This is a genomic window from Kitasatospora sp. NPDC088160 (genome assembly GCF_044741445.1).
Lineage (GTDB): Bacteria > Actinomycetota > Actinomycetes > Streptomycetales > Streptomycetaceae > Kitasatospora.
In genome coordinates this window covers 107178-128497 of sequence record NZ_JBIUSS010000009.1, presented here as the reverse complement: position 1 = coordinate 128497, position 21320 = coordinate 107178, and the positions used below count along the sequence as shown (strand labels likewise).

The window sequence follows — 21320 nt, the reverse complement described above, 5'->3', positions numbered from 1 at the left end:
TGGGAGCACGCATGCAGGGGGCCCAGGGACTGCGCGACCACTACGACGCGATCGTCGTCGGCAGCGGCATCGGCGGCCTGACCACCGCCGGCTACCTGGCGGCCGACGGGCGCAGCGTCCTCGTCCTCGAACAGCACGACATCGCCGGCGGCAACGCGCACGTGTTCCGCCGCCGGCGCAAGTACGAGTTCGACGTCGGCACGCACTACCTCGGCGACTGCGGCCCCGACGGGCACTTCCCGGCGATCCTGGCCGGCCTCGGCGTCCTGGACCGGGTGCGGTTCCGGCCGATGGACAACGAGCAGGGCTTCGACCGGATCATCACGCCCACCGCGACCGTCGACGTGCCAGCCGGCTGGGACGCCTACCGCGACCGGCTGCGGCAGGCCCTGCCCGAGGAGGCCGACCGGATCGCCGGCTTCCTCGAACTCGCCGAGAACGTGGCCGGCTCGACCCGCGCCGGCCTGAACGGCGTCTCCCTGGTCGACCTGTTCCGCAAGTCCCCGCAGACCATGCGCTGGTCCCGCCGCACCTTCGCCGACGCCCTGGGCCACTTCGGCCTCTCCGCCAAGGCGCGCACGCTGCTCGCGGCACAGGCCGGCAACTACGGCACCATGCCCGACGGCATCAGCCTGGCCCACCACGCCTCGATGATGGACCACTACCTGCGCGGCGCGTACTACCCCGAGGGCGGCGGCCAGGCGATGGTCGCCGCGTTCGTCGAGGCGCTGGAGGCGCACGGCGGCGAACTGCGCACCCGCTGCGACGTCCGCCGCATCCTGATCGAGAACGGGCGCGCCACCGGCGTCGAACTCACCGACGGGCAGCGGGTCTCGGCCCCGCTGGTCATCTCCAACGCGGACTACCGGCGCACCGTCCTCGACCTGTGCGGCGGCGAGGACGCCTTCCCCTCCGAGGTGGTGGCCCGCACCCGCGCGGCAACCATGCGCGGCTCCTTCGTCTCGGTGTACATCGGGCTCGACACCGAACTGCCGGGCCTGCCCAACGCCAACCTCTGGTGGCACGACAGCGACGACATGGAGGGCGCGCACGCCGCCATGCTGGAGCGGTACGCGCGGGACGGCTCGATGGACTCGGTGCCGGCGCTCACCTTCTCCTTCGCCTCCCTCAAGGACCCGGGCGCCGCCGCCGTCTGCCCGCCCGGCCACAGCAACTTCCAGCTCATGACGGGCCTGCCGCCCGGCTACGGGTTCTGGGGCCTGGAGAGCGGCCCGGCCGACGGCGAGCCCTACCGCCGCAACGCCGCCTACCTCGCCCGCAAGCAGCAGCTCACCGAGGTCATGCTGGCCACCGCCGAGAAGGTCATCGGCCCGTTCCGGGAGCGCGTCACCCACCTGGAGACGGCCACCCCGCTCACCCACGAGCGCTACATCCGGGCCACCGGCGGCACCCCGTACGGCATGGCCAGCTGGGGCGGCTCCAGCCAGCGGCCGGACGTGCGCACCGAGGTCGAGGGCCTGTACGTGGTCGGCCAGAGCGTGCGCTACGGCAGCGGCATCGCCGCGGTCGCGAACAGCGGCATGGCCGCCGCCTCCGACATCATCGGCCGCGCGCTGCTGCGTGAGGTGTTCGGCGGCGCGGTGCTCGGCGACCCCTCCCGGCTGCCCGAACGCGGCCCGGACTGGGACCCGCTGGTGGTCTCGCGCGGGCGGGCGCGGCAGCGTGCCAAGGGCCTGGCCCGCATCGGCTGACCCCTCCCCCTCCGTTTCCTCACCCTCCGATCCTCACCCCTCCGACCAGGAGCACTGTTCCCATGAATCAGGTACCTCCCTTCGCCGTGGTCTCCGGCGCCCAGGTGCACGAGGCCCTCAACGGGCACGAGGACGAGGTCGTCGCCACGGTCGAGGCCGCGTACCGGCTGCACGGCGAGGGGCAGACGGTCAACCCGGACTCGTACTTCCTGCGCTTCCCCGACCGCCCGTCCTCCCGGATCATCGCGCTGCCGGCCTCGGTCAAGGGCGAGGTCGGCGTGCACGGCATCAAGTGGATCTCCAGCTTCCCGGACAACGTGGCGGCCGGCCTGCCGCGCGCCTCGGCCGTCCTGATCCTCAACGACGCCGAGACCGGCTACCCGTTCGCCTGCCTGGAGAGCTCGATCATCAGCGCGGCGCGCACCGCCGCCTCCGCGGCCCTCGCGGCGGCCCGGCTCGCCGACGCCCGCGGCGAGCGCCCGACCCGGGTCGGCTTCTTCGGCGTCGGCCTGATCGCCCGCTACGTGCACACCTACCTCGCCGCCAACGGCTTCGACTTCACCGCGGCCGGCGTCCACGACCTGTCCGCCGAACACGCCGAGGGCTTCTCCGACTACCTGCGCCGGGCCGAGGGCGAGGGCGTGGAGATCACCGTCCACGACAAGGCCGAGGACCTGATCCGCTCCAGCGACCTGGTGGTCTTCGCCACCGTCGCCGGCGAGCCGCACGTGACGGACCCGCAGTGGTTCTCGCACAACCCACTGGTGCTGCACGTCTCGCTGCGCGACCTCTCCCCCGAGATCGTCCTCGACTCGTGGAACGTCGTCGACGACATCGAGCACTGCATGAAGGCCGGCACCTCGCCGCACCTGGCCGAACAGCGCGTCGGCCACCGCGAGTTCGTCGCCGGCACGCTCTACGACGTGCTCACCGGCACGATCACCCCGCCGTCCGACCGGCCGGTGGTCTTCTCCCCGTTCGGCCTCGGCGTGCTCGACATGGCCGTCGCCAAGCACGTCTACGACCGCGTCCTCGCGGCCGGGCAGCTGCACACCGTCCCGGACTTCTTCCACGAGCTCAAGCGCTACGGCTGAGCCCTCCCCGCCCCGTCCCGGAGGCCCGCCCGCGCTCCCGGCGCCGGCGGGCCTCCGGCCTTTCCCGCCCCCTCCGCTGACGGCCAACTGACGCCGCGCTGACCGAACGGCCCCCCGGCCCCCCGACGCCTTGTCCGCGCCATGGACGGCCGCCCAGAATCACCCGCATGAGATCCTTTGCCAACCTGGCCGAGTTCACCGGGGCGACCGGGGAGCACCTCGGCTACAGCGAATGGCTCGACGTCACCCAGCACAGCGTCGACCAGTTCGCCGACGCCACCGGCGACCTCCAGTGGATCCACGTGGACCCGGAGCGCGCCGCCACCGGCCCGTTCGGCGGGACCATCGTCCACGGCTACATGACGCTCGGCCTGCTGCCCGCGATGATGCGCGCGATCTTCGAGATCCACAACGTCGAACTGGGCGTCAACTTCGGCCTGGACAAGGTCCGCTTCCCCCGCCCGGTCCCGGTCGGCGCCCGGGTCCGCGGCGGCGCCAAGGTCACCAGCGTCCGCGAGACCCCGATGGGCCACCTGGCCGCGGTCCGGATGACGGTGGAGGTCGAGGGCCAGCAGCACGCGGCCTGCGTGGCGGACACCCTGTCCCTCTTCGTCGCCGCCCCCGACACCGCCGAGGGCGCATCGGACGGCTTCTGAGCCCGCCCGCCGACGTCACCGCCGCCGCCAGGTAGAAGAACCTCCCCCTCCGGTCGTGCAAGAGGGGGGTTATTACTACCGATTTCGCCGCGCCGCCCCCGCCAGAATGGTCACACGGCCACCACGGCCGGGGCACAGCGAACGGCACCAGAGAGGAGCGGGCCATGGACCGCACGATGAAGCTCGGGGGAAGCCCCTCGGCGGTCGAGATCAGGGGATTCTCCGTCCCCGCCGGATTCACCGGACTGCGGCGGGCGCTGGCCCTCTGCTGGATGTCCGTCGCGGCCTTCGGGCGCTCGCTCGGGGTCACCGGCGCGATCTCCCTGGTCGGCCCCGGCCTCGGCCTGGTGCCGCGGGCCATGGAGCGCGTCCGGGCACTGGCCGCCCGCCAGCGCGGCCTGTCCGAGCGCTGGTCCGGCGTGCAGATCCCCGGCCCGCCCAGCGGCCTGCCGGCCGCCCCCGAGGGCGCCTCGGGAGCCGTCGCCCGCTACCGCTGGATCATGAGCGACCCGCAGACCAAGCGGGAGTTCACCTGGGTGCTCACCGACCCGATCGTCGGCGGCTTCCTCGCCTTCATGCCGATCGCCGTCCTGCTCAGCGGCTTCTGGGGCATCTTCCTGGCCTTCTTCGGCGTCCCGCTGTCGACCCAGTGGGACGGCCTCTGGTACCAGTTCATCCCGATCGACGGCCAGGCCACCGCGGTGCTGGCCGGCGTCCTCGGCGTCCTGCAACTGCCGCTGGCCCTGTGGATGGCCCCCCGCGCCATCCGCAAGCACGCCCGGTACACCCACTCCATGCTCGCCCCCAGCGAGCAGGAACTGATGGCCAGCCGGATCGAGCACCTCACCACCACCCGCAGCACCGCCGTCGACACGCAGATGGCCGAGATCCGGCGGATCGAACGCGACCTGCACGACGGCGCCCAGGCCCGCCTGGTCGCGATGGGCATGACCCTGGACGCCGCCGAACACCTGCTGGAGACCAACCCGGAGGCCGTCCGGGCCCTGCTCATCGAGGCCCGCCAGTCCTCCTCCAAGGCCCTGGAGGAGATCCGCAACCTGGTCCGCGGCATCCACCCGCCGGTCCTCGCCGACCGCGGACTCGCCGACGCGGTGCGGGCGCTGGCCATGGTCTGCCCGGTCCCCACCGAGGTCGTCGTGGACCTGCCCGGACGCCCCGAGATGCCCGTCGAGTCCGCCGCCTACTTCGCGATCTCGGAGATCCTCACCAACGTCGCCAAGCACTCCGGCGCCGACCGGGCCTGGATCGACATCCGTTACGATCACGGCATGCTGCGCATCACCGTGACCGACAGCGGCCGCGGCGGCGCCGACGCCACCCGGGGCACCGGCCTGCGCGGCATCGAGCGACGACTCAGCACGTTCGACGGAGTCCTGGCCGTGAACAGCCCCGTCAACGGCCCGACCATGGTGACGATGGAGCTTCCGTGCGTATTGTCCTCGCCGAAGACCACTTCCTCCTGAGGGACGGCCTGATCCGCCTCCTCCAGGCCTACGGACACGAGGTGGTGGCCGCCGTCGACAACGGCGCCGACCTCCTCGCGGCCCTCACCGAGCAGCAGCCGGACGTCGCGGTCGTCGACGTCCGGCTTCCGCCGAACTTCACCGACGAGGGCCTGCGGGCCGTCCTCACCGCCCGCCGCACCATGCCCGACCTCCCGGTCCTGCTCCTCTCCCAGTACGTCGAACCGCTCTACGCCCGCGAACTCCTCGCCAGCGGCGGCCGCGGCGTCGGCTACATGCTCAAGGACCGCGTCACCAACGGCTCCCAGTTCCTCGACTCGATCCGCCGCGTCGCCGACGGCGGCACCGCGATGGACCCCGACGTCATCTCCCAGCTCCTCGTCCGCAAGGAACGCGACGAGAACGTCGGCAGCCTCACCGACCGCGAACGCGAAGTCCTCGAATGGCTCGCCCAGGGCCGCTCCAACGCCGGCATCGCCCAGGGCCTCTTCATCACCGAGAAGGCCGTCGCCAAGCACATCAGCAACATCTTCACCAAGCTCGGCCTCCTCCCCACCGACGGCGACAACCGCCGCGTCCTCGCCGTCCTCGCCTACCTCGACCAGTAACCCGCCCCACCCCGCCCGCCTCCGCCGGCCCGCGAGCGGCCGGTTCAGCCGTGGCGGGCGCCCGAGTCCCAGACCCAGGCCGCGATACCGACCCGGTTGTTCACCTTCAGCTTCCGCTGCACGTGGGTCATGTGGGTCTTCACCGTGCCGGCCGAGATGAACAGCGCCTCCGCGATGTCGGAGTTGGTCAGACCGTCCGCGACCAGCCGCGCGACCTCGAGCTCACGCGGCGTCAACTGCTCGACCTTGGGCGCCTTCTTCTGCTTCGGGCCGGCCAGGCTTCGCAGCAGCCGGGTGGTGATCTGCGGGCTGATCAGCGAGTCGCCCTCGACGGCGGCGCGCACCGCCTCGATCAGCAGCGGCGCACCGGAACGCTTCAGCAGGAAGCCGTACGCGCCCGCCTTCAGCGCCGAGTGGACGTACTCGTCGAGGTCGAAGGTGGTGACGATGACGACCCGTACGCCCGGGCTCTCCTCGGCCAGCCGGCGGGTCAGCTCCAGCCCGTCCATCCGCGGCATCCGGATGTCGGCGAGCAGGACGTCCGGCCGCAGCGTCCGCGCGATCTCGAGCGCCTCGTCACCGTCGCCCGCGACCGCGAGCACCTCCATGTCCGGTTGCAGGTCGAGGATGTGTCGAAAGCCTTCCCGCACGGTTGCCTGGTCGTCAGCGATCACGATGCGTGTCGTCATGGGCTGATCCTCGCACGGGGTAGCATCCGAGCACATGACAAATCAACTGGCCAGGATCGGACGCCCAGTTGGCGCGGCGTTCCTCGCGACGGTCGCCATCTCGGTTGCGGTGTGGGCGGGTTCACCGGTTTCGACACTGATCCGGGGCTCGACGACGGCGACAGTGCTGGCCGCCGCGGTCCTGATCGTGTGGCTGCCGGGGCAACCGCGGACCCGAAACCCGGTGACCGTCCCGGTGGCCTGCGCGATCTCGCTGTACGCGACGTTCCGCTACGAGGGCCCCGCCGACAACACCTCGGGGCTCTGGATCCTGGTCGAGTCGGTCGCCCTGCTGGTCACCGTCATGCCCGCGGTGCGCGGGTCCGCTCCGGCGGTCGCCGCCCTGCTGGGGCTGCTCCTGCTGGTGACCGTGACCCTGCTGCCGCTGCGGATCGCGCTGACCCTCGACCCGCCGGCCGGGCCGCGCGAGACCATCGGGCTCTGCGTGGTCTGGGGCCTGGCCGCGGTGGCCGCGGTGGGGGCGTCCTGCTACCTGCGCTCACTGGACAGCCGACGCAAGCTGGCGGTCACGGAGGAGCGGCGCGCCCAACGGCTGCACGTCGCCCGGGATCTGCACGACTTCGCCGCGCACGACGTGACCGGGGTGATGGTGCTGGCGCAGGCGGCCCAGATGCTGGCCAAGGAGTCGCCGGAGAAGGCGCTGGCGCTGCTCCCGCAGATCGAGAGCGCCGGCATCCAGGCGCTGAAGTCGATGGACCGGACGATCCGGATCCTCAGCGAGCTGGAGGAGGACCGCCGGCCGGGCCGGGGCGGGGAGGAGCCGGCGGCGGACGATCCCGAGGAGAACGCGGCGGCCCGGCCACACTCGCTGGACGAGCTGCCGGACCTGATGAACCGGTTCGAGCGCACCGGGATGATCCCGGCCCGGCTCGAACTCTCCCCCGGCGCCGTGGACGGCCTGCCGGAGCAGGTCGGCGCGGTCGGCTACCGGGTGGTGATGGAGGCGCTCACCAACGTCCGCCGGCACGCCCCCGCCTCGCCCAGGGTGACGGTCACCGCCGAGCGGGTGGCCGACGGCGGCGCCCTGCGGGTCCTGATCTACAACGAGCCGGTTCCGGCCGGCGCCCGGGCGGACGCCGCGGCGGCGGTCGACCGCGAGGGCGGCGGCACCGGCATCCGGGAGCTGCGTCGACGGGTCGCGGGGCTGGGCGGCGAGCTCACCGCCGGGGCCTGCGCGAACGGCGGCTGGCAGGTCGCCGTCCTCCTGCCGCTGGACGGCGTCCCGGCCGCCCGCGACGTCGGCGACGGGGCGGGCGGCCCGGCCGGGCACGCTCGGGGCACTCTCACCCGTTCGGGCGATTAGTCCTCTCCGGGTTGACCGACGTCCCTCACCTGATCGGCGGACGGCAGCCGCAGCGAGCCCGCCGCCGCGCCGGCCAGCCCGAGCATCGCCAGGCCGACGGCGCAGCCGAGCATCGCCTCGGTGCCGCTCAGCCACTGCGAGAGCAGCCCGCCCAGGGCCGCGCCGCCGGCCTGCGCGCCGCCGTTGAACAGGTTGGTCGCCGAACTCAGCCGGCCGCGCATGCCGTCCGGGGTGAGCAGGATCTGCTGCGTACCGACGACGGTGTACGCGGTCGGCGCGAGGAAGGCCATGGCGGCCAGGAAGCCGCCCCAGACCAGCGCGCCACTCGTGACGGACATCAGCGGGACGAGCACCGCGAGCAGCCAGATGATCCCGACCACGGCCTGGTAGGGCGTGATCGAGCGGGAGATCCGCGGCGCCGCGAGCGCGCCGATCAGGCCGCCGACGCCGAACATCGCGGCCATCGTGCCGACCTTCCCCGGCGAGGCCCCGTTCTGCTCGGCGGCCACGATGACGACCAGGTAGAGCGCCTGGAACAGCAGGTTGAGGCCGAGCAGCAGCAGGGTGGTCGAGCGCATGAACGGCTGGCGCACCAGGAAGGCGAAGCCGGCCACGATGTCACGCGGGATGGTCGAGATCGGGGAGGGCTTGCGCTCCTGCTTCGGCAGCCGGACGAACAGCAGTGTCACGAAGGCCACCAGGTGGGCGACGGCGTCGGCGAGGAATGGAACGGCCCGCCCCAGGCCGAACAGGAACCCGCCGCCCGAGGTGCCGACCAGCTGCCCGAGGTGCATCCGCGCGGTGTTCACCGAGAGCGCCGTGGGCAGTTGCCCGCGGGTCACCACCAGTGGCAGCGAGGCCCGCTCGGCCGGGTCGAACAGGCTGGTGGCCGCCCCGGCGACGGCCGCGGTGAGCAGCAGCAGCCAGGTGGTGACGTGCCCGGTGGCGGCGGCGAGCGCGAGCAGGCCGAGCATCACCGCCCGGACCAGCACGCAGACCACCATGATCTTCTTGCGGTTCCAGCGGTCCACCAGCGCACCGGCCGGCAGCCCGACGGCCACTTGGGCCACCGCGTTGACCGCGCTCACCGCGCCGGCGACCCCGGGGGAGCCGGTCGTGGCGAGGGCGAGCAGCGGGAAGGCGATGGTGGAGACGTTGAGACCGGTCTCGGAGGCCGTGGTGCCGATCCACAGCAGGTGGTAGACCCGGTTGCGGCGGAGCGGGAGCTCCGGTTCCGTGACGGCCGCCGGGCGGTCGGCGGCGGGTGCGAGCTCGCTCATCCCCGCACCTCCCGGCACTCGTCGGCGATCGCGCGCAGCACGCCGGCGAACTCCGCGGCCAGCCGCTCCACCGTCCCGTGGTGGTGGACGGCCGGGGAGTAGTACCAGGTGAACTCCAACCGTCCGTCGTGGATCCCGCCGACGATCTCCAACACGTGCTCCATCCGGTCGTCCGGGCCGAGGTCCTGGCCGATCGCGCCGTGCACGGTGTGCACGAGCCCGCTGCCGGGCCCGCCGTCGCTGCGGTGCCGGCCGAGGAAGTTGAACACCACGTCCGGGTCCGGCCCGGTGAGCGGGGTGTCCGGGTGCAGGTGGCGCAGCGGGCCGTGGCCCAGGCCCTTGCCGGGGACGGCACGCAGCTGCCGCCGCACGACGCGGGTGAGGGCCCGCCAGTCGTCGCCCTCGGGCACGGTGAGGCGGACGGGGTGCACCGCGGTGAACCAGCCGACCGTCCGGGACAGGTCGACGTCGTCGAGCAGCCGCTCGCGGCCGTGGCCCTCCAGGTCGACGGTGACCTCGTCCTCGCCTGTCCAGCGGGCCAGCACCCGGGCGAGCGCGGCGAGCGCGATCTCCTCGACCTTGGTGCGGTAGACGGTCGGCGCGTGCTCGGCCAGCTGGGCCGAGTCTTCGGCGCCGAGCCGCACCCGCACCTCCCGGCCGCCGCCCACGGTGGCGACGCCGTCGAGGTCGCGGGGCACCGGCCGGGCGGCGCCGACCCCGTTCCAGTGGTCGAGCTCGTGGTCCAGCCCCCCGGAGCGCACGTGCTCGACCAGGCGGGCGGACCACTCCTGGAAGGTGGTGCTCCGCGGGCCGAGGTCGACCGGCCGACCGGCCGCCGCCTGGGCGTGGGCCGCGTCCAGGTCGTCCAGCAGGATGTTCCAGGACACGGTGTCGACCACCAGGTGGTGGACCGTCAGGAACAGTCGGTCGCGGCGGCGTCCACCGGACTCGAAGAGGACGGCGGCGAGCAGTGGGCCGCGGCCCAGGTCGAATCCGGCCTGGGTGGCGCGGGCCTCCCGGTCCAGCAGCGCGCCCAGTTCGCCGTCGGGGGTGGCGGAGGTGTCCACCACCCGCAGCAGCGGCTCGCCGGCCCGGTAGGGCGGGTTCTCCTGGGCCCAGCCGTCGCCGGTGCGGGTGTAACGCATCCGCAGCGCGTCGTGGTGCTCGACCAGGGTCTCCAGCGCGGCCGTGAGCGCCGCGCGGTCGGCCGGCGCGCCGAGCTCCAGCAGCACCGACTGGTTGAAGTGGTGCGGGTGGTCGTGGGTGTCGAAGAACCAACGCTGCACCGGGGTCAGCGGGACGGGCCCGACGGCCGGCGGCCGGCCCTCGGCCGCGCCGTCGCCGACCTCGGTGGCGACGGCGGCGAGTTCGGCCACGGTCTGGTGCAGGAAGACGTCCTGGGCGTCCAGCCGCAGCCCGGCCCGGCGGGCCCGGGCGACCACCTGGATGCTGAGGATGGAGTCGCCGCCGAGGTCGAAGAAGCTGTCTTCGACGCCGACCCGCTCGACGCCGAGCGTCTGCGCCCAGATCCGGGCGAGCAGTTCCTCCTTCCGGCCGCGCGGCGCCACCCGGGCCGCCACGGCGGTGTCCGGTCCGGTCGGCGCCGGGAGCCGGCGCCGGTCCACCTTGCCGTTGGTGCCGACCGGGAGCTGGTCGAGCACCTGGACGGCGGCCGGCACCATGTAGCCGGGCAGGGCGCGGGCCACCGCGTCCCTGAGCACCGCAGGCGAGAGCTCGGAGGCGCCCGACCGGGCGCCCGGGGCCACGTACGCGGCCAGCAGCTCGCGGCCGCCCTCCGGCTTGAAGACCACCACGGCGGCGTCCCCGACGCCGGGCTCGCGCAGCAGCACGGCCTCGATCTCGGAGGGCTCGACCCGGTGGCCACGAACCTTGAACTGCGTGTCGGTGCGGCTGACGAACTCCAGCTCGCCGCCGGCCACCCGGCGGACCAGGTCGCCGGTGCGGTACATCCGGCTTCCGGGCCCACCGAACGGGTTGGCGACGAACCGTCCGGCGGTCAGGCCGGGCTGTCCGGCGTAGCCGCGGCCGAGCCCGGGGCCGTCGATGTAGAGCTCGCCGGGCACGCCGTCCGGCACCGGCCGCAGGTGGCGGTCGAGGATGTGCAGGCCGACGCCGTTGAGCTCGGTGCCGACCGGCACGGGGGCGCCCTCGTGCAGCTCGCCCGGGCTCCACAGGGTCGAGACCAGCGTGGCCTCGCTCGGCCCGTACACGTTGAAGAACTCCCGGCCCTGTGACCAGGTGCGTACCAGGTCGGGCGGGCAGACGTCGCCGGCGGCGGCGACGGTGGGCAGCCGGCCGCGCAGCCGCTCGGCGTCCATCACCGCCAGCAGCGCCGGGGGCAGCACCGCGACGGTGGCGCCGGTCCGGATGATCTCCCCGGCCGGGTCGGGTGCGGGGCGCGGACTGGTGAGGCAGAGCGCGCCGCCTGCGGTGAGGGTGCAGAACAGGTCGCACACCCCGCCGTCGAAGCTGGCCGGCGCGTACTGCAGCACCCGGCTGTCAGCGGTGATGTCCCAGGCCTCGCGCAGCACCCGGGCGGTCCGGGCGATCGCGCCGTGGCTGATCACCACGGCCTTGGGGCGGCCGGTGGAACCGGAGGTGTGCACCACGTACGCGACGTGGTCGGCCTCCACCCGGTACGGGGAGCCCGGCTCGCCGGGCAGCGCGGTGCCGGCCGGGGCCGCATCGCCGTCCGACCCGTCCGCCCCGTCCATCCGCAGGACGGTGAACGGCCCCTCGGGGAGCCGCTCGGCCAGGTGCGCCTGGGTGAGCAGCAGCGGGACCGCGGTGCCGCAGATCATCGCGCCGATCCGGTCGGCCGGGTACTGCGGGTCCAACGGCACGTAGCCGCCGCCGGCCTTGAGCACCGCGAGCGCCGCCACCACCATCTCCACCCCGCGGTCGGCGAACACGCCGACCAGGGTGTCCGGGGTGACGCCCCGGGCGACCAGGCGGCGGGCCAGGTCCCCGGCCCGGGCGTCGAGTTCACCGTACGAGACCTCGGTGCCGTCGTCGGCGACCACGGCCACCGCGTGCGGGCGCTCCTCGGCCCGCCGGCCCACCAGCTCGTGGGCGAGCACGCCGGCTTCCTCGTCCGGCTCCCGGTGCCAGCGCCGGGGCTCCAGCACGAGCTCCCCGGCCGGGACGTAGGGGAGTTCGCGCAGCGGGTCGCACGGGCGCTCGGAGATGCCGCCGAGCAGCAGGACCAGGGCGTCGGCCATCCGGCGGGCGGTGCTCCGGTCGAACAGGCCGACGCTGTACTGGAGGGCGGCGTCCAGGCCGCGGTCGGTCTCCTGGAACTGGAAGGTGAGGTCGAACGCGGCGCCGCCGGTGGGCAGGCCGAACTCCTCGGTGTGGGCGCCGTCGAGGCGCACCGGGCCGCCCGGGGCGTCCTGCAGGACCACCATGGCCTGGAACAGCGGGGTGCGGCTCGGGTCGCGCTCCGGCCGCAGCGCCTCGACCAGCCGGTCGAAGGGCACGTCAGCGTGGGCGAAGGCGCCGTTGACGGACTCCCGCACCCGGCCGAGGAAGCCGTCAAAGCCCTCCTCCCAGTCCACCTCGGAGCGCAGCACCAGGGTGTCCACGAAGAAGCCGACCACCTGCTCCAGTTCGGGCCGGTCGCGACCGGCCGAGACGGTGCCCACCGCGATGTCGTCCTGGCCCGACCAGTGCGCGAGCAGCAGCTGGGTCGCCGCGACCAGCACGGTGAACAGCGTCGCGCCGCGGTCCTGGGCGATCCGCTTGAGCCGCTTGGCGGTCTCCGCGTCCACGGCGAACTCCAACTGCGCCCCCTCGCGGCCGCGCACCGGCGGCCGGGGCCGGTCGGTGGGCAGCTCCAGCGGCTCCAGGCCTGCCAGCCGCTCCCGCCACCAGTCGAGCAGGCCGCTCCCCGCGCTCTCCCAACGGGCACGCTGCCAGGCCGCGAAGTCGGCGTACTGGACGGGGAGTTCCGGCAGGTCGGCAGTACCGCCGTGCCGCCGGACGCGGTACAGCTCGGCGAGGTCGCGGACCAGCACGCCGGCCGAGCGGCCATCGGTGACGATGTGGTGCAGGACCAGGGTCAGCACGTGCTCGTCCTCGGCCAGCCGGACGAGGTGGGCCCGGAACAGCGGCCCGGTGCGCAGGTCGAAGGGGGTGGCGCCGTCGGCGCCGACGGCCTCCCGCAGCCGGTCCTCGCGCTCGTGCGCGGGGTGGCCGGACAGGTCGGTGCGGGCCAGCGCGAAGGGCCTCCCCGCCGGAGCGATCAACTGCCGCCCCTCGCCGTCGACCTGGCCGAAGAGCGTGCGCAGCGACTCGTGCCGGTCCACCAGGTCGGCCAGCGCCAGTTCCAGCGCGTCGGCGTCCAACGGGCCGTGCACCCGCAGGCCCAGCGGTGAGTTGTACTCGGCGCCGGTCCCGCCGAACTGCCCGAGGAACCAGAGCCGTTGCTGGCCGAAGGAGAGCGGCGGGGCACTTTCCCGGCCGACCGGCACCAGCGCGTCGGCGGGCGCCTCCCGCTCGGCGGCGAGCAGCACGGCCAGCGACCGGACGGTCGGCGCGCTGAACAGGGCGCGCGGGGAGATCCCGGAGTCCACGTGCTGCCGCAGCCGGGACACCACCCGGATGCTCAGCAGCGAATCACCGCCCAGCTCGAAGAAGTTGTCCTCGGCCCCGATCCGCTCGACGCCCAGCACCTCCGCCCAGATCCCGGCCAGCAGGGTCTCCGACGCGCCCTCGGGGGCCAGGTACTCGCCGCCGAGGGCGAGGTCCTCGGGCGGCTCGGGCAGCGCCCGGCGGTCGGTCTTGCCGTTGGGCAGCAGGGGGACGCGCTCCAGTCCGACGAAGGCCGAGGGCACCATCGCCTCGGTGAGGCCGACGGCCAGTCGGGACCGCAGCCCGGCCGGGTCGATCCCGGCGCCGGGCACGGCGGGCACCACGTACGCCACCAGCCGGTCCCGGCCGCGGTCGCGGCGGGCTACCACGACCGCCTCGGCCACGTCGTCCAGCGCGGTGAGCGCCGCCTCGACCTCGGCGAGCTCGATCCGGAAGCCGCGGATCTTGACCTGGTGGTCGGCCCGGCCGAGGAACTCCAGGACGCCGTCGGCCGTCCAGCGGCCCAGGTCGCCCGGCCGGTACAGCCGGCCGCCCGGGGTGAACGGGTCGGGCAGGAAGTGCTCGGTGGTCAGCTCGGGACGCCGCCAGTAGCCGGCACTCACGCCGTCACCGCCGATGTGGATGTGGCCGGGCACGCCGACCGGCACCGGCTCGCCCCGCTCGTCGAGGACGTACACCCGGGTGTTGCCGATCGGGCTGCCGACCGGCACGTAGGCGGCGAGGCGGGCCAGCCGCTCGGGGGTGGGGACGAACACCGTGGAGTCGACGGTGGCCTCGGTCGCCCCGTAGGCGTTGACCACCATGGTGTCCGGGTGGGCGTGTTCCAGCAGCTCGCGGCAGTCGTCGACGCGCCAGCCCTCCGAGCCGACCGACATCACCTGGAAGGCCGGCAGCCGCTCGCCGCGCCCCCCGACCTCCTCGACCAGTGCCTTGGCAAGTGAGGGGACCAGTTCGATCGCGGTACCGCCGACCCGCTCGACCAGCGCGAGCAGCCGGGCGGGGTCGGTGACCAGGTCGGTCGGCACGACGAGCATCGAACCGCCGAAGAAGACCGAGCGGAGCAGGTCGGCCAGGAAGAGGTCCACCGAGAGGCTGGTGATGGAGACGAAGCGCAACCCGCGTTCCGTCAGGTCGTACAGCTCGTCCCAGGCGCCGGCGATGTGGAGCAGGTTCCGGTGGGTCACCACCACGCCCTTGGGCCGGCCGGTGGAGCCGGAGGTGTACACCACGTACACCGGGTCGTCCGGCCCGGCGGCGACCTCCGGCGGGGTCTCCGGGCCGGTGTCGGCGACGGACTCGACGGACTCGACGGACTCGACGGTGACCAGGGCACCGCCGTGGCCGGGCAGCCGGTCGGCGATCGCGGCGTGGCTCAGCACCACCGCTGGCTCGGCGTCCTCGAGCATGAACTCCAGCCGCTCGCGCGGGTACGCCGGGTCCAGCGGCACGTAGGCGGCGCCGGACTTCAGCACGGCGAGCACGGCGAGCACCATGTCGGTGGAGCGTTCCAGGTGCAGCGCCACCCGCTCGCCCGGTCGGGCGCCGGCGGCGACCAGTCGACGGGCGAGCCGGTTGGCCCGGCGGTTCAGCTCCCGGAAGGTCAGCGGAGCCCCGCCGTCCGCCTCCAGGACGGCCACCTCGTCCGGGCGGGCGGCGACCTGGGCGTCGAACAGCTCCTGGACCAGCGTCTCGGTGCGGCGCGGGCGCGCGGTGTCGTTCCACTCGACGAGCAGGGTGTGCCGCTCCCGCTCCGTGAGCCAGGGCAGCGCGGCCGGCCCGCGGTGCGGGTCCGCGGCCACGCCCTCCAACAGGGTGCGCAGCCGGCCGCCGATCCGCTCCACGGTGGCGGCGTCGAACAGCTCGGGATCGTAGGTGAGTTCGATCCGCAGCGCGGTGTCGGCGTGGCTGCTGACGGTGAGCGGCACGGTGCTGCTGTCCGAGGAGCGCAGCACCTGGACGCCCACCCCGTCGCGGCCGGTGGCGCCCTCGGCGACCGGGTAGTTCTCGAAGACCACCACGCTGTCGAACAGCCGCTCCCCGGAGGCCAGTTCGGCGCAGCGCCGGATGTCGGAGAGGGCCAGGTAGTCGTGCGCGGTGCTCTCCGCCTGCGCCGCCTGCAGGGCGCGCAGCCAGGCCCCGAGGTCACCGTCCGCCTCCGGTCCGGCCACCCGGGCCCGGACCGGGACGGTGTTGACGAACATGCCGATGCCGCTCTCGATCCCCGGCACCTCGGGGGTACGCCCGGAGACGACGGCACCGAAAACCACGTCCGGCTCGCCGGCGTGCCGCGACAGCAGGATCGCCCAGGCGCCCTGCATCAGGGTGTTGAGGGTGATCCGGTTCTCCCGGCACCAGTCGGCCAGCACCCCGGTGACCGCCGGGTCCAGGGCGAGCTTGTGCGAGCCGACGGCCCGGGTGCGGTGGTCGGCGGCGGGCTGGCGGTCCACCGGCAGCGCGGTGGGCTCGGCGAAGCCCGCCAGCACCTGCCGCCAGTGCGCCACGGCGGCCTCGCGGTCCTGCCCGGCCAACCACTCCAGGTACTCGCGGAACGACGGCCGGCTGACCGGGAGGGCGGCCCGCCCCTCGACGGCGGCGACGTAGTGCTCCAGCACCTCCTCGAACAGCTGGGCGGTACTCCAGCCGTCCAGCAGCAGGTGGCTGAACGTCCACAGCTGGTGCACGGTCCGGTCGTCGACCCGGGCCAGGACGATCCGCATCAGCGGCCCGGCGGCCAGGTCGATGCCGCGCTCGCGCTCGGCCCGGACCAGCTCGTCCAGCCGTCGGCCGGGGTCGGGGTCCCCGCGCCAGTCGAGCAGCTCGACCGGCAGCTCCAGGTCCGAGCGGATCAGCTGGACCGGCTCGGGCACGCCCTCCCAGCGGACGGTGGTGCGCAGCACGTCGGTGCGCCGGAACACCTCGCGCCAGGCCGCGGCCAGCGCCTCGGCGGTGGCCAGTCCCTCCAACCGCAGGGCCAGCTGGTCGACGTAGGCGCCGCCGTCCGGGTCGGTCAGGGTGTGGAAGAGCATGCCGTCCTGCAACGGGGTGAGCGGCAGGACGTCGTCCACGCCCCGGCCGTCGCCGACCAGCCGGTCGAGGGCCGCCTGGTCGAGCCGGGCCAACGGGTGGTCGGACGGCGTGCGACCACCGGCACCGGGCTCGGCGCAGTGCGCGATGACGGCCCGCAGGTGCGCCAGCAGCGACTCGCCGAGCCGCCGGACGGTCTGCGGCCGGTGCAGCGCCCGGGAAGTGAACCAGGACAGCGTGAGCACCCCGTCGGAGACGGCGCCGACCACCTCGATCTGCGCGCTCCGCTCGTGGTCGCCGTCCCACTGCGGCCCACCGTCGCCCAGGTGGGCGCGGTAGAGGAAGCGGGCGGCGAAGGCGCCGTCCAGCTGCCCGTGGTAGTTGAAGGTCACGGCCGGCGCGGCGGCCGGGGTGAAGCCCGCCCGGTGGGCGGCCAGCGCGCCGTGGCCGAAGCCCTTGGCGGGGACGGCACGCAGTTGCTCCTTCACCGACTTCAGTCGCGCGGCGACCCCGTCGCCGGCCGCCACCGTCAGCGCGACCGGGTGGACGGCGGTGAACCAGCCGACCGTGCGGGAGAGGTCGGCGCCGGGCAGGACGTCCTCACGCCCGTGCCCCTCCAGGCCGACCAGCACCCGCTCGCGGCCGGTCCACTCGGCGAGCGCGCCGGCCAGGGCGGTGAGCAGCACGTCGTCCACCCTGGTCCGGTAGACCGGCGGGACGTCGCGCAGCAGCGCCTCGGTCTCCTCGGCGGTGAGGGCGAAGTCCGCGCGCTCCGATGAGGCCGCCGTATTGGGCCCCGTGCCGTCGGTGGGCAGCTCGAAGGACTCCTCGGCGATCCTTCGCCAGTACGGGAGTTCGACGTCCAGGCCACCGTCGCGGACGTACTCGGCGAGCCTGGCGGACCAGGCCGCGAACGAGGTGGTCGGGGTGCCGAGGTCGACCGGTCGGCCGGCCCGGGCCTGCTCGTAGCCGGTCGCGAGGTCGTCCAGCAGGATGCGCCAGGAGACGCCGTCGACCACCAGGTGGTGCGCCGTCAGCAGCAGCCGGGGGCCGGCCCCGGCACCCTCGTCGAACAGCACGGCGCGCAGCACCGGGCCGTGCTCCGGGTCGAGGGCGCGGCGGGCCGACTCCGCCTCCTCGCGCAGCACCGCCGCGCGCTCCGGCCCGCCCAGGCCGGCGGTGTCCCGGCGGCTCAGCAGCGGGCCGTCCTGGTGCGCCACGGCCTCCTGCAGCCAGCCGCCGTCCGCGCGGCGCAACCGGGTGCGCAGCGCCGGGTGGTGGGCGACCAGGGCCTCCAGCGCCCGCACCAGTGCGGCCGGGTCGGTGCCGGGAACCAGCTCCAGCAGCAGCGACATGGTGAACCGGGGGATGTCGGCCGCGCCGGCCAGCAGCCGGTGCTGCATCGGGGCCAGCGGCGCCGGTCCCCGGTGCTCGTACTGCTGGGCGGTGTCGGCCGCGGTGGTGACGCCGGGGGCGATCCGGGCGATGGTCTGCTTGACCAGGATGTCCCTGGACTGGAGCCGGAACCCGGCGGCCCGGGCCCGGGATACGGCCTGGATGCTGAGGATGGAGTCGCCGCCGAGGGAGAAGAAGTTGTCCTCGGTGCCGACCAGGTCGGCACCGAGCAGCTCGGCCCAGATCCCGGCCAGAGCCCGTTCGACCTCGGTTCGCGGCGGCACGTAGCCGGTGGCCGGCTCCGGCTCCACGGCGCTCTCCGGCAGGGCCCGGCGGTCGGTCTTGCCGCCGGCGGTGCGCGGCAGCGCCGTCAGGAAGGCGAAGGCGGCGGGGACGAGGTAGTCCGGCAGCAGGCCGTGCAGGTGGGCGCGGAGCGCGGCCGCGCCCGGCACCGCGGCGCTCGGCACCACGAAGGCCACCAGCCGCTGGACGCCGGCCCGGCCGACCCGGGGCACCACCGCGCAGTCGTCCACCGCGGGGTGGGAGCGCAGCGCCGCCTCGATCTCTCCCGGCTCCACCCGGACGCCGTTGATCTTGACCTGGTCGTCGCCGCGGCCGGCGAACTCCAGCCGCCCGTCCGGCGTGCGGCGGACCAGGTCGCCGGTGCGGTACATCCGGGTGCCCGCAGGGCCGAACGGGTCGGCGACGAAGCGCTCGGCGGTCAGCGCGGCCCGGTGCAGGTAGCCGCGCCCGACCGGCAGACCGGCCAGGTAGAGCTCGCCGCGCACGCCGACCGGGACGGGGCGCAGGTGCGCGTCCAGCACGTAGGCCCGGGTGCCGCGCACCGGCAGGCCGAGCTCCGGCGCGCGGGCGGTGTCCACCCGGGCGGCGAGGGTGTCGACGGTGCACTCGGCCGGCCCGTAGAAGTTGTGGGCGGTCAGCCCCGGGGTCGCGGCCAACTCGCGCCACAACTCCTCGCCGACCGCCTCCCCGCCGAGCACCAGCACGGCGGGCCGGTGCGGCGCGGCGGGGGCGAGCAGGCCGGCGTCGAGCACCGGGCGGGCGAAGGACGGCGTGAGCTGGAACAGGTCCACCTGCTCGCGCCGCGCGTAGGCCACCAGGTCGTCGGCGTTCAGCCGGGTCTCGCTGTCCACCAGGTGCAGGGTGTGGCCGTCGGCCACCGCCATCAGTGGGTTCCAGGACGCGTCGAAGGTCGGCACCGTGGTCAGCGCGACCCTCAGCGGGCGGCCGAGCAGGGCCGCTGCGGGCCGGAACAGATCGTCCCGCTGGCGGGCGAACAGGTTGGCCAGCGAGCGGTGTTCGACCACCACGCCCTTGGGCCGGCCGGTGGAGCCCGAGGTGTGGATGACGTACGCGGCGTCCCCGGGGGCCGGGGCGGCCGCGGGCTCGTCGTGCCCGTCCCGGGCGGCGACGGCGGCGACCACGGCGGGCTCGTCCAGCAGCAGCCGGGGCAGTTCGGCGGGCACCGCGTCCGCGAGCTCCCCGGTGCCGAGCACCAGCGCGGGCCGGATGCCGCGCAGCAGGTCGGCGATCCGCTCGGCGGGCTCCTCGGAGTTCATCGGCACGTACACCGCGCCGGCCTTGAGCACCGCCCAGAGCGCGACCACGAAGTCGGTCGAGCGCGGCAGCACCAGTGCCACCAGGCTCTCCGCGCCGATCCCCAGGGCCCGCAGGTGGCTCGCCAACCGGTTGGCCCGGCCGTTGAGTTCGGCGAAGCCGAGCCGCTCGTCCCGGAACACCAGGGCGGGCGCGCCGGGGGTGGCGGCGGCCTGCCGCTCGAAGGCCTGGACCAGGGTGGCGGGGCCGTCGTCGGCGGTGGCAGCCGCCGCGTCCCAGCCGCGGCGCAGCTCGGCCGCCTCCTCGGCGGAGACCAGCGGCAGCGCGCGCAACGGAGTGTCCGGCCGCTCGCCGACCGCCTCGAACAGGGCGACCAGCCGCTCGCCGAGCGCCCGGACGGTCCGCTCGTCGAACAGCGCGGTGCTGTACGACAGGCCGAAGTCCAGCTCGCCGTCGCGCTCCTCGAACTCCAGCCCGAGGTCGACGGTGGCCTCCCAGCGCGGCAGCTCCAGCTGCTCGACGGCCACCTTGGGCAGAGCGAGCGGGGCTCCGAACGCGTTCTGCAGCACCATCATGGTCTGGAACACCGGGGTGCGGCTCGGGTCCCGGACCGGCTCCAGCAGCTCGACCAGCCGGTCGAACGGCACCTGGTCGTGCTCGAAGCCGTCCAGCACGCCGTCCCGCACCCGGGCGAGCAGCGCCGCGAACGGCTCCTCCTCGTCCACCGCGGTGCGCAGCGCGACGGTGTTGGCGTAGAAGCCGACGGCACGCTCCAGTTCGGGCCGGCCGCGGCCGGTGGTGACGGTGCCGACGGTGACGTCCGGCTGCCCGGAGAGCCGGGCGAGCAGCAGCTGGTAGCCGGCCAGCAACACCGGGAACAGCGTGGTGCCCTCGCGCCGGGCGAGGTCCTTGAGCCGCGCGGTCGTCGCGGCGGGCACGGCCAGCCGCAGCACGGCGCCGGCCGTGTCGCGGACCGGCGGGCGGGGGCGGTCGGTGGGCAGGCCGAGCGGCTCGGCGCCGCGCAGCCTGCTCTCCCAGTAGTCGAGCCCGGCCTTCACCCCGGGCCCGGTCAGCCACTCGCGCTGCCGGAGCGCGTAGTCGGCGTACTGGACCGCGACCGGCTCCGGGCGTGGCGTCCGGCCGGCGGCGAACTCCGCGTACGCCGAGCCGAGTTCGTCGAAGAGCACGCCCGAGGACCAGCCGTCGATGACGCTGTGGTGGGCGGTGATCAGCAGCACGTGCCGCTCCGGCGCGGACCTCAGCAGCAGGGCACGCAGCAGCGGACCCCGCGCGAGGTCGAAGGGCGTCGCGAGCTCGGCCCGTACGACGGCCGCAACACCGGGCTCCTCGGCACCGGGCTCCCGGGCATCGGGCTCCCGGGCATCGGGCTCCCCGGCATCGGCGGCGGGCTCGGCGAGGCGCAGCACCCCGGACGCCGCCGGGTGGACGACCTGGCGCACCCGGTCTCCCTCGACCCGGTAGCTGGTGCGCAGCACCTCGTGCCGCTCCGCCACCAGGTCCACCGCCCGGGCCAGCGCGTCCCGGTCGAGCGGACCGGTCAGCCGCAGGCCGAAGGCGCTGGTGTACTCGCTGCCCTCGGGGGCGAGGCTGCTGAGGAACCAGAGCCGCTGCTGGCCGGAGGAGAGCGGGACCTCCTCCGGGCGCGGACCGGCGCCGATCGCGGCGTCCGCCGCGGCGGCGGGCGCTCCGGGCGCGTCCGGGGCCGCTCCCCGGCCGGCCAGCCGCCGCAGCAGCTTCTCGCGCACCTCGGGCGGCAGCGCCGACAGTCGGTCGGGCCGGGACGTGGGACCGTTCATGCTCAT

The 21320-nt window shown here is 74.5% G+C and carries 9 protein-coding genes; 6 read left to right on the top strand and 3 right to left on the bottom strand.

Going from position 1 to position 21320, the window contains the following annotated elements; all coding sequences use genetic code 11:
* Positions 1-11: 11 nt before the first annotated feature.
* The 5 genes from ACIOGZ_RS15790 to ACIOGZ_RS15770 all read left to right on the top strand — a co-directional run bounded on the left by ACIOGZ_RS15790 (position 12) and on the right by ACIOGZ_RS15770 (position 5554).
* Positions 12-1712: an NAD(P)/FAD-dependent oxidoreductase gene (locus tag ACIOGZ_RS15790; protein WP_363587388.1), complete on the top strand. Its 1701-nt coding sequence runs from the start codon at positions 12-14 to the stop codon at positions 1710-1712.
* A 62-nt stretch (positions 1713-1774) separates the two neighbouring features.
* The gene (gene sbnB, locus ACIOGZ_RS15785; RefSeq protein ID WP_400803872.1) at positions 1775-2806 is read left to right on the top strand and encodes a 2,3-diaminopropionate biosynthesis protein SbnB; all 1032 of its coding nucleotides are present in this window, start codon (positions 1775-1777) and stop codon (positions 2804-2806) included.
* A gap of 167 nt (positions 2807-2973) precedes the next feature.
* Complete coding sequence (locus tag ACIOGZ_RS15780; RefSeq protein WP_363587392.1) at positions 2974-3462, top strand: MaoC family dehydratase; 489 nt, start codon at positions 2974-2976, stop codon at positions 3460-3462.
* 164 nt (positions 3463-3626) lie between these two features.
* The gene (locus tag ACIOGZ_RS15775) at positions 3627-4946 is read left to right on the top strand and encodes a histidine kinase (RefSeq protein ID WP_363623135.1); all 1320 of its coding nucleotides are present in this window, start codon (positions 3627-3629) and stop codon (positions 4944-4946) included.
* Positions 4910-5554, top strand: coding sequence for a response regulator transcription factor (locus tag ACIOGZ_RS15770; RefSeq protein WP_063348719.1), 645 nt, complete (start codon positions 4910-4912; stop codon positions 5552-5554). The genes ACIOGZ_RS15775 and ACIOGZ_RS15770 overlap by 37 nt, the downstream gene beginning before the upstream one ends.
* 44 nt (positions 5555-5598) lie before the next feature.
* Here the strand turns inward: ACIOGZ_RS15770 and ACIOGZ_RS15765 are convergent, their stop codons facing one another.
* Positions 5599-6243: a response regulator transcription factor gene (locus ACIOGZ_RS15765; RefSeq protein ID WP_363623133.1), complete on the bottom strand. Its 645-nt coding sequence runs from the start codon at positions 6241-6243 to the stop codon at positions 5599-5601.
* A gap of 223 nt (positions 6244-6466) precedes the next feature.
* Here ACIOGZ_RS15765 and ACIOGZ_RS15760 point away from each other — a divergent pair, with 223 nt between their 5' ends.
* Positions 6467-7606 carry a sensor histidine kinase gene (locus tag ACIOGZ_RS15760; protein WP_400803878.1) on the top strand — a complete coding sequence of 380 codons (1140 nt, stop codon included), beginning with the start codon at positions 6467-6469 and terminating at the stop codon, positions 7604-7606.
* On the opposite strand, the gene ACIOGZ_RS15755 is transcribed toward ACIOGZ_RS15760, so the two are convergent.
* Positions 7603-8886 carry an MFS transporter gene (locus ACIOGZ_RS15755; protein WP_400803881.1) on the bottom strand — a complete coding sequence of 428 codons (1284 nt, stop codon included), beginning with the start codon at positions 8884-8886 and terminating at the stop codon, positions 7603-7605. The genes ACIOGZ_RS15760 and ACIOGZ_RS15755 overlap by 4 nt on opposite strands.
* A complete protein-coding gene (locus tag ACIOGZ_RS15750) occupies positions 8883-21314 on the bottom strand; it encodes an amino acid adenylation domain-containing protein (protein ID WP_400986193.1) in 12432 nt (4143 codons plus the stop codon). The genes ACIOGZ_RS15755 and ACIOGZ_RS15750 overlap by 4 nt, the downstream gene beginning before the upstream one ends.
* Positions 21315-21320 lie beyond the last annotated feature (6 nt).

Coding starts and splice junctions, on each gene's coding strand:
- ACIOGZ_RS15755 (WP_400803881.1), bottom strand. CDS start 8,886: ATGAGCGAGCTCGCACCCGCCGCCGACCGCCCGGCGGCCGTCACGGAA.
- sbnB (WP_400803872.1), top strand. CDS start 1,775: ATGAATCAGGTACCTCCCTTCGCCGTGGTCTCCGGCGCCCAGGTGCAC.
- ACIOGZ_RS15765 (WP_363623133.1), bottom strand. CDS start 6,243: ATGACGACACGCATCGTGATCGCTGACGACCAGGCAACCGTGCGGGAA.
- ACIOGZ_RS15750 (WP_400986193.1), bottom strand. CDS start 21,314: ATGAACGGTCCCACGTCCCGGCCCGACCGACTGTCGGCGCTGCCGCCC.
- ACIOGZ_RS15780 (WP_363587392.1), top strand. CDS start 2,974: ATGAGATCCTTTGCCAACCTGGCCGAGTTCACCGGGGCGACCGGGGAG.
- ACIOGZ_RS15775 (WP_363623135.1), top strand. CDS start 3,627: ATGGACCGCACGATGAAGCTCGGGGGAAGCCCCTCGGCGGTCGAGATC.
- ACIOGZ_RS15790 (WP_363587388.1), top strand. CDS start 12: ATGCAGGGGGCCCAGGGACTGCGCGACCACTACGACGCGATCGTCGTC.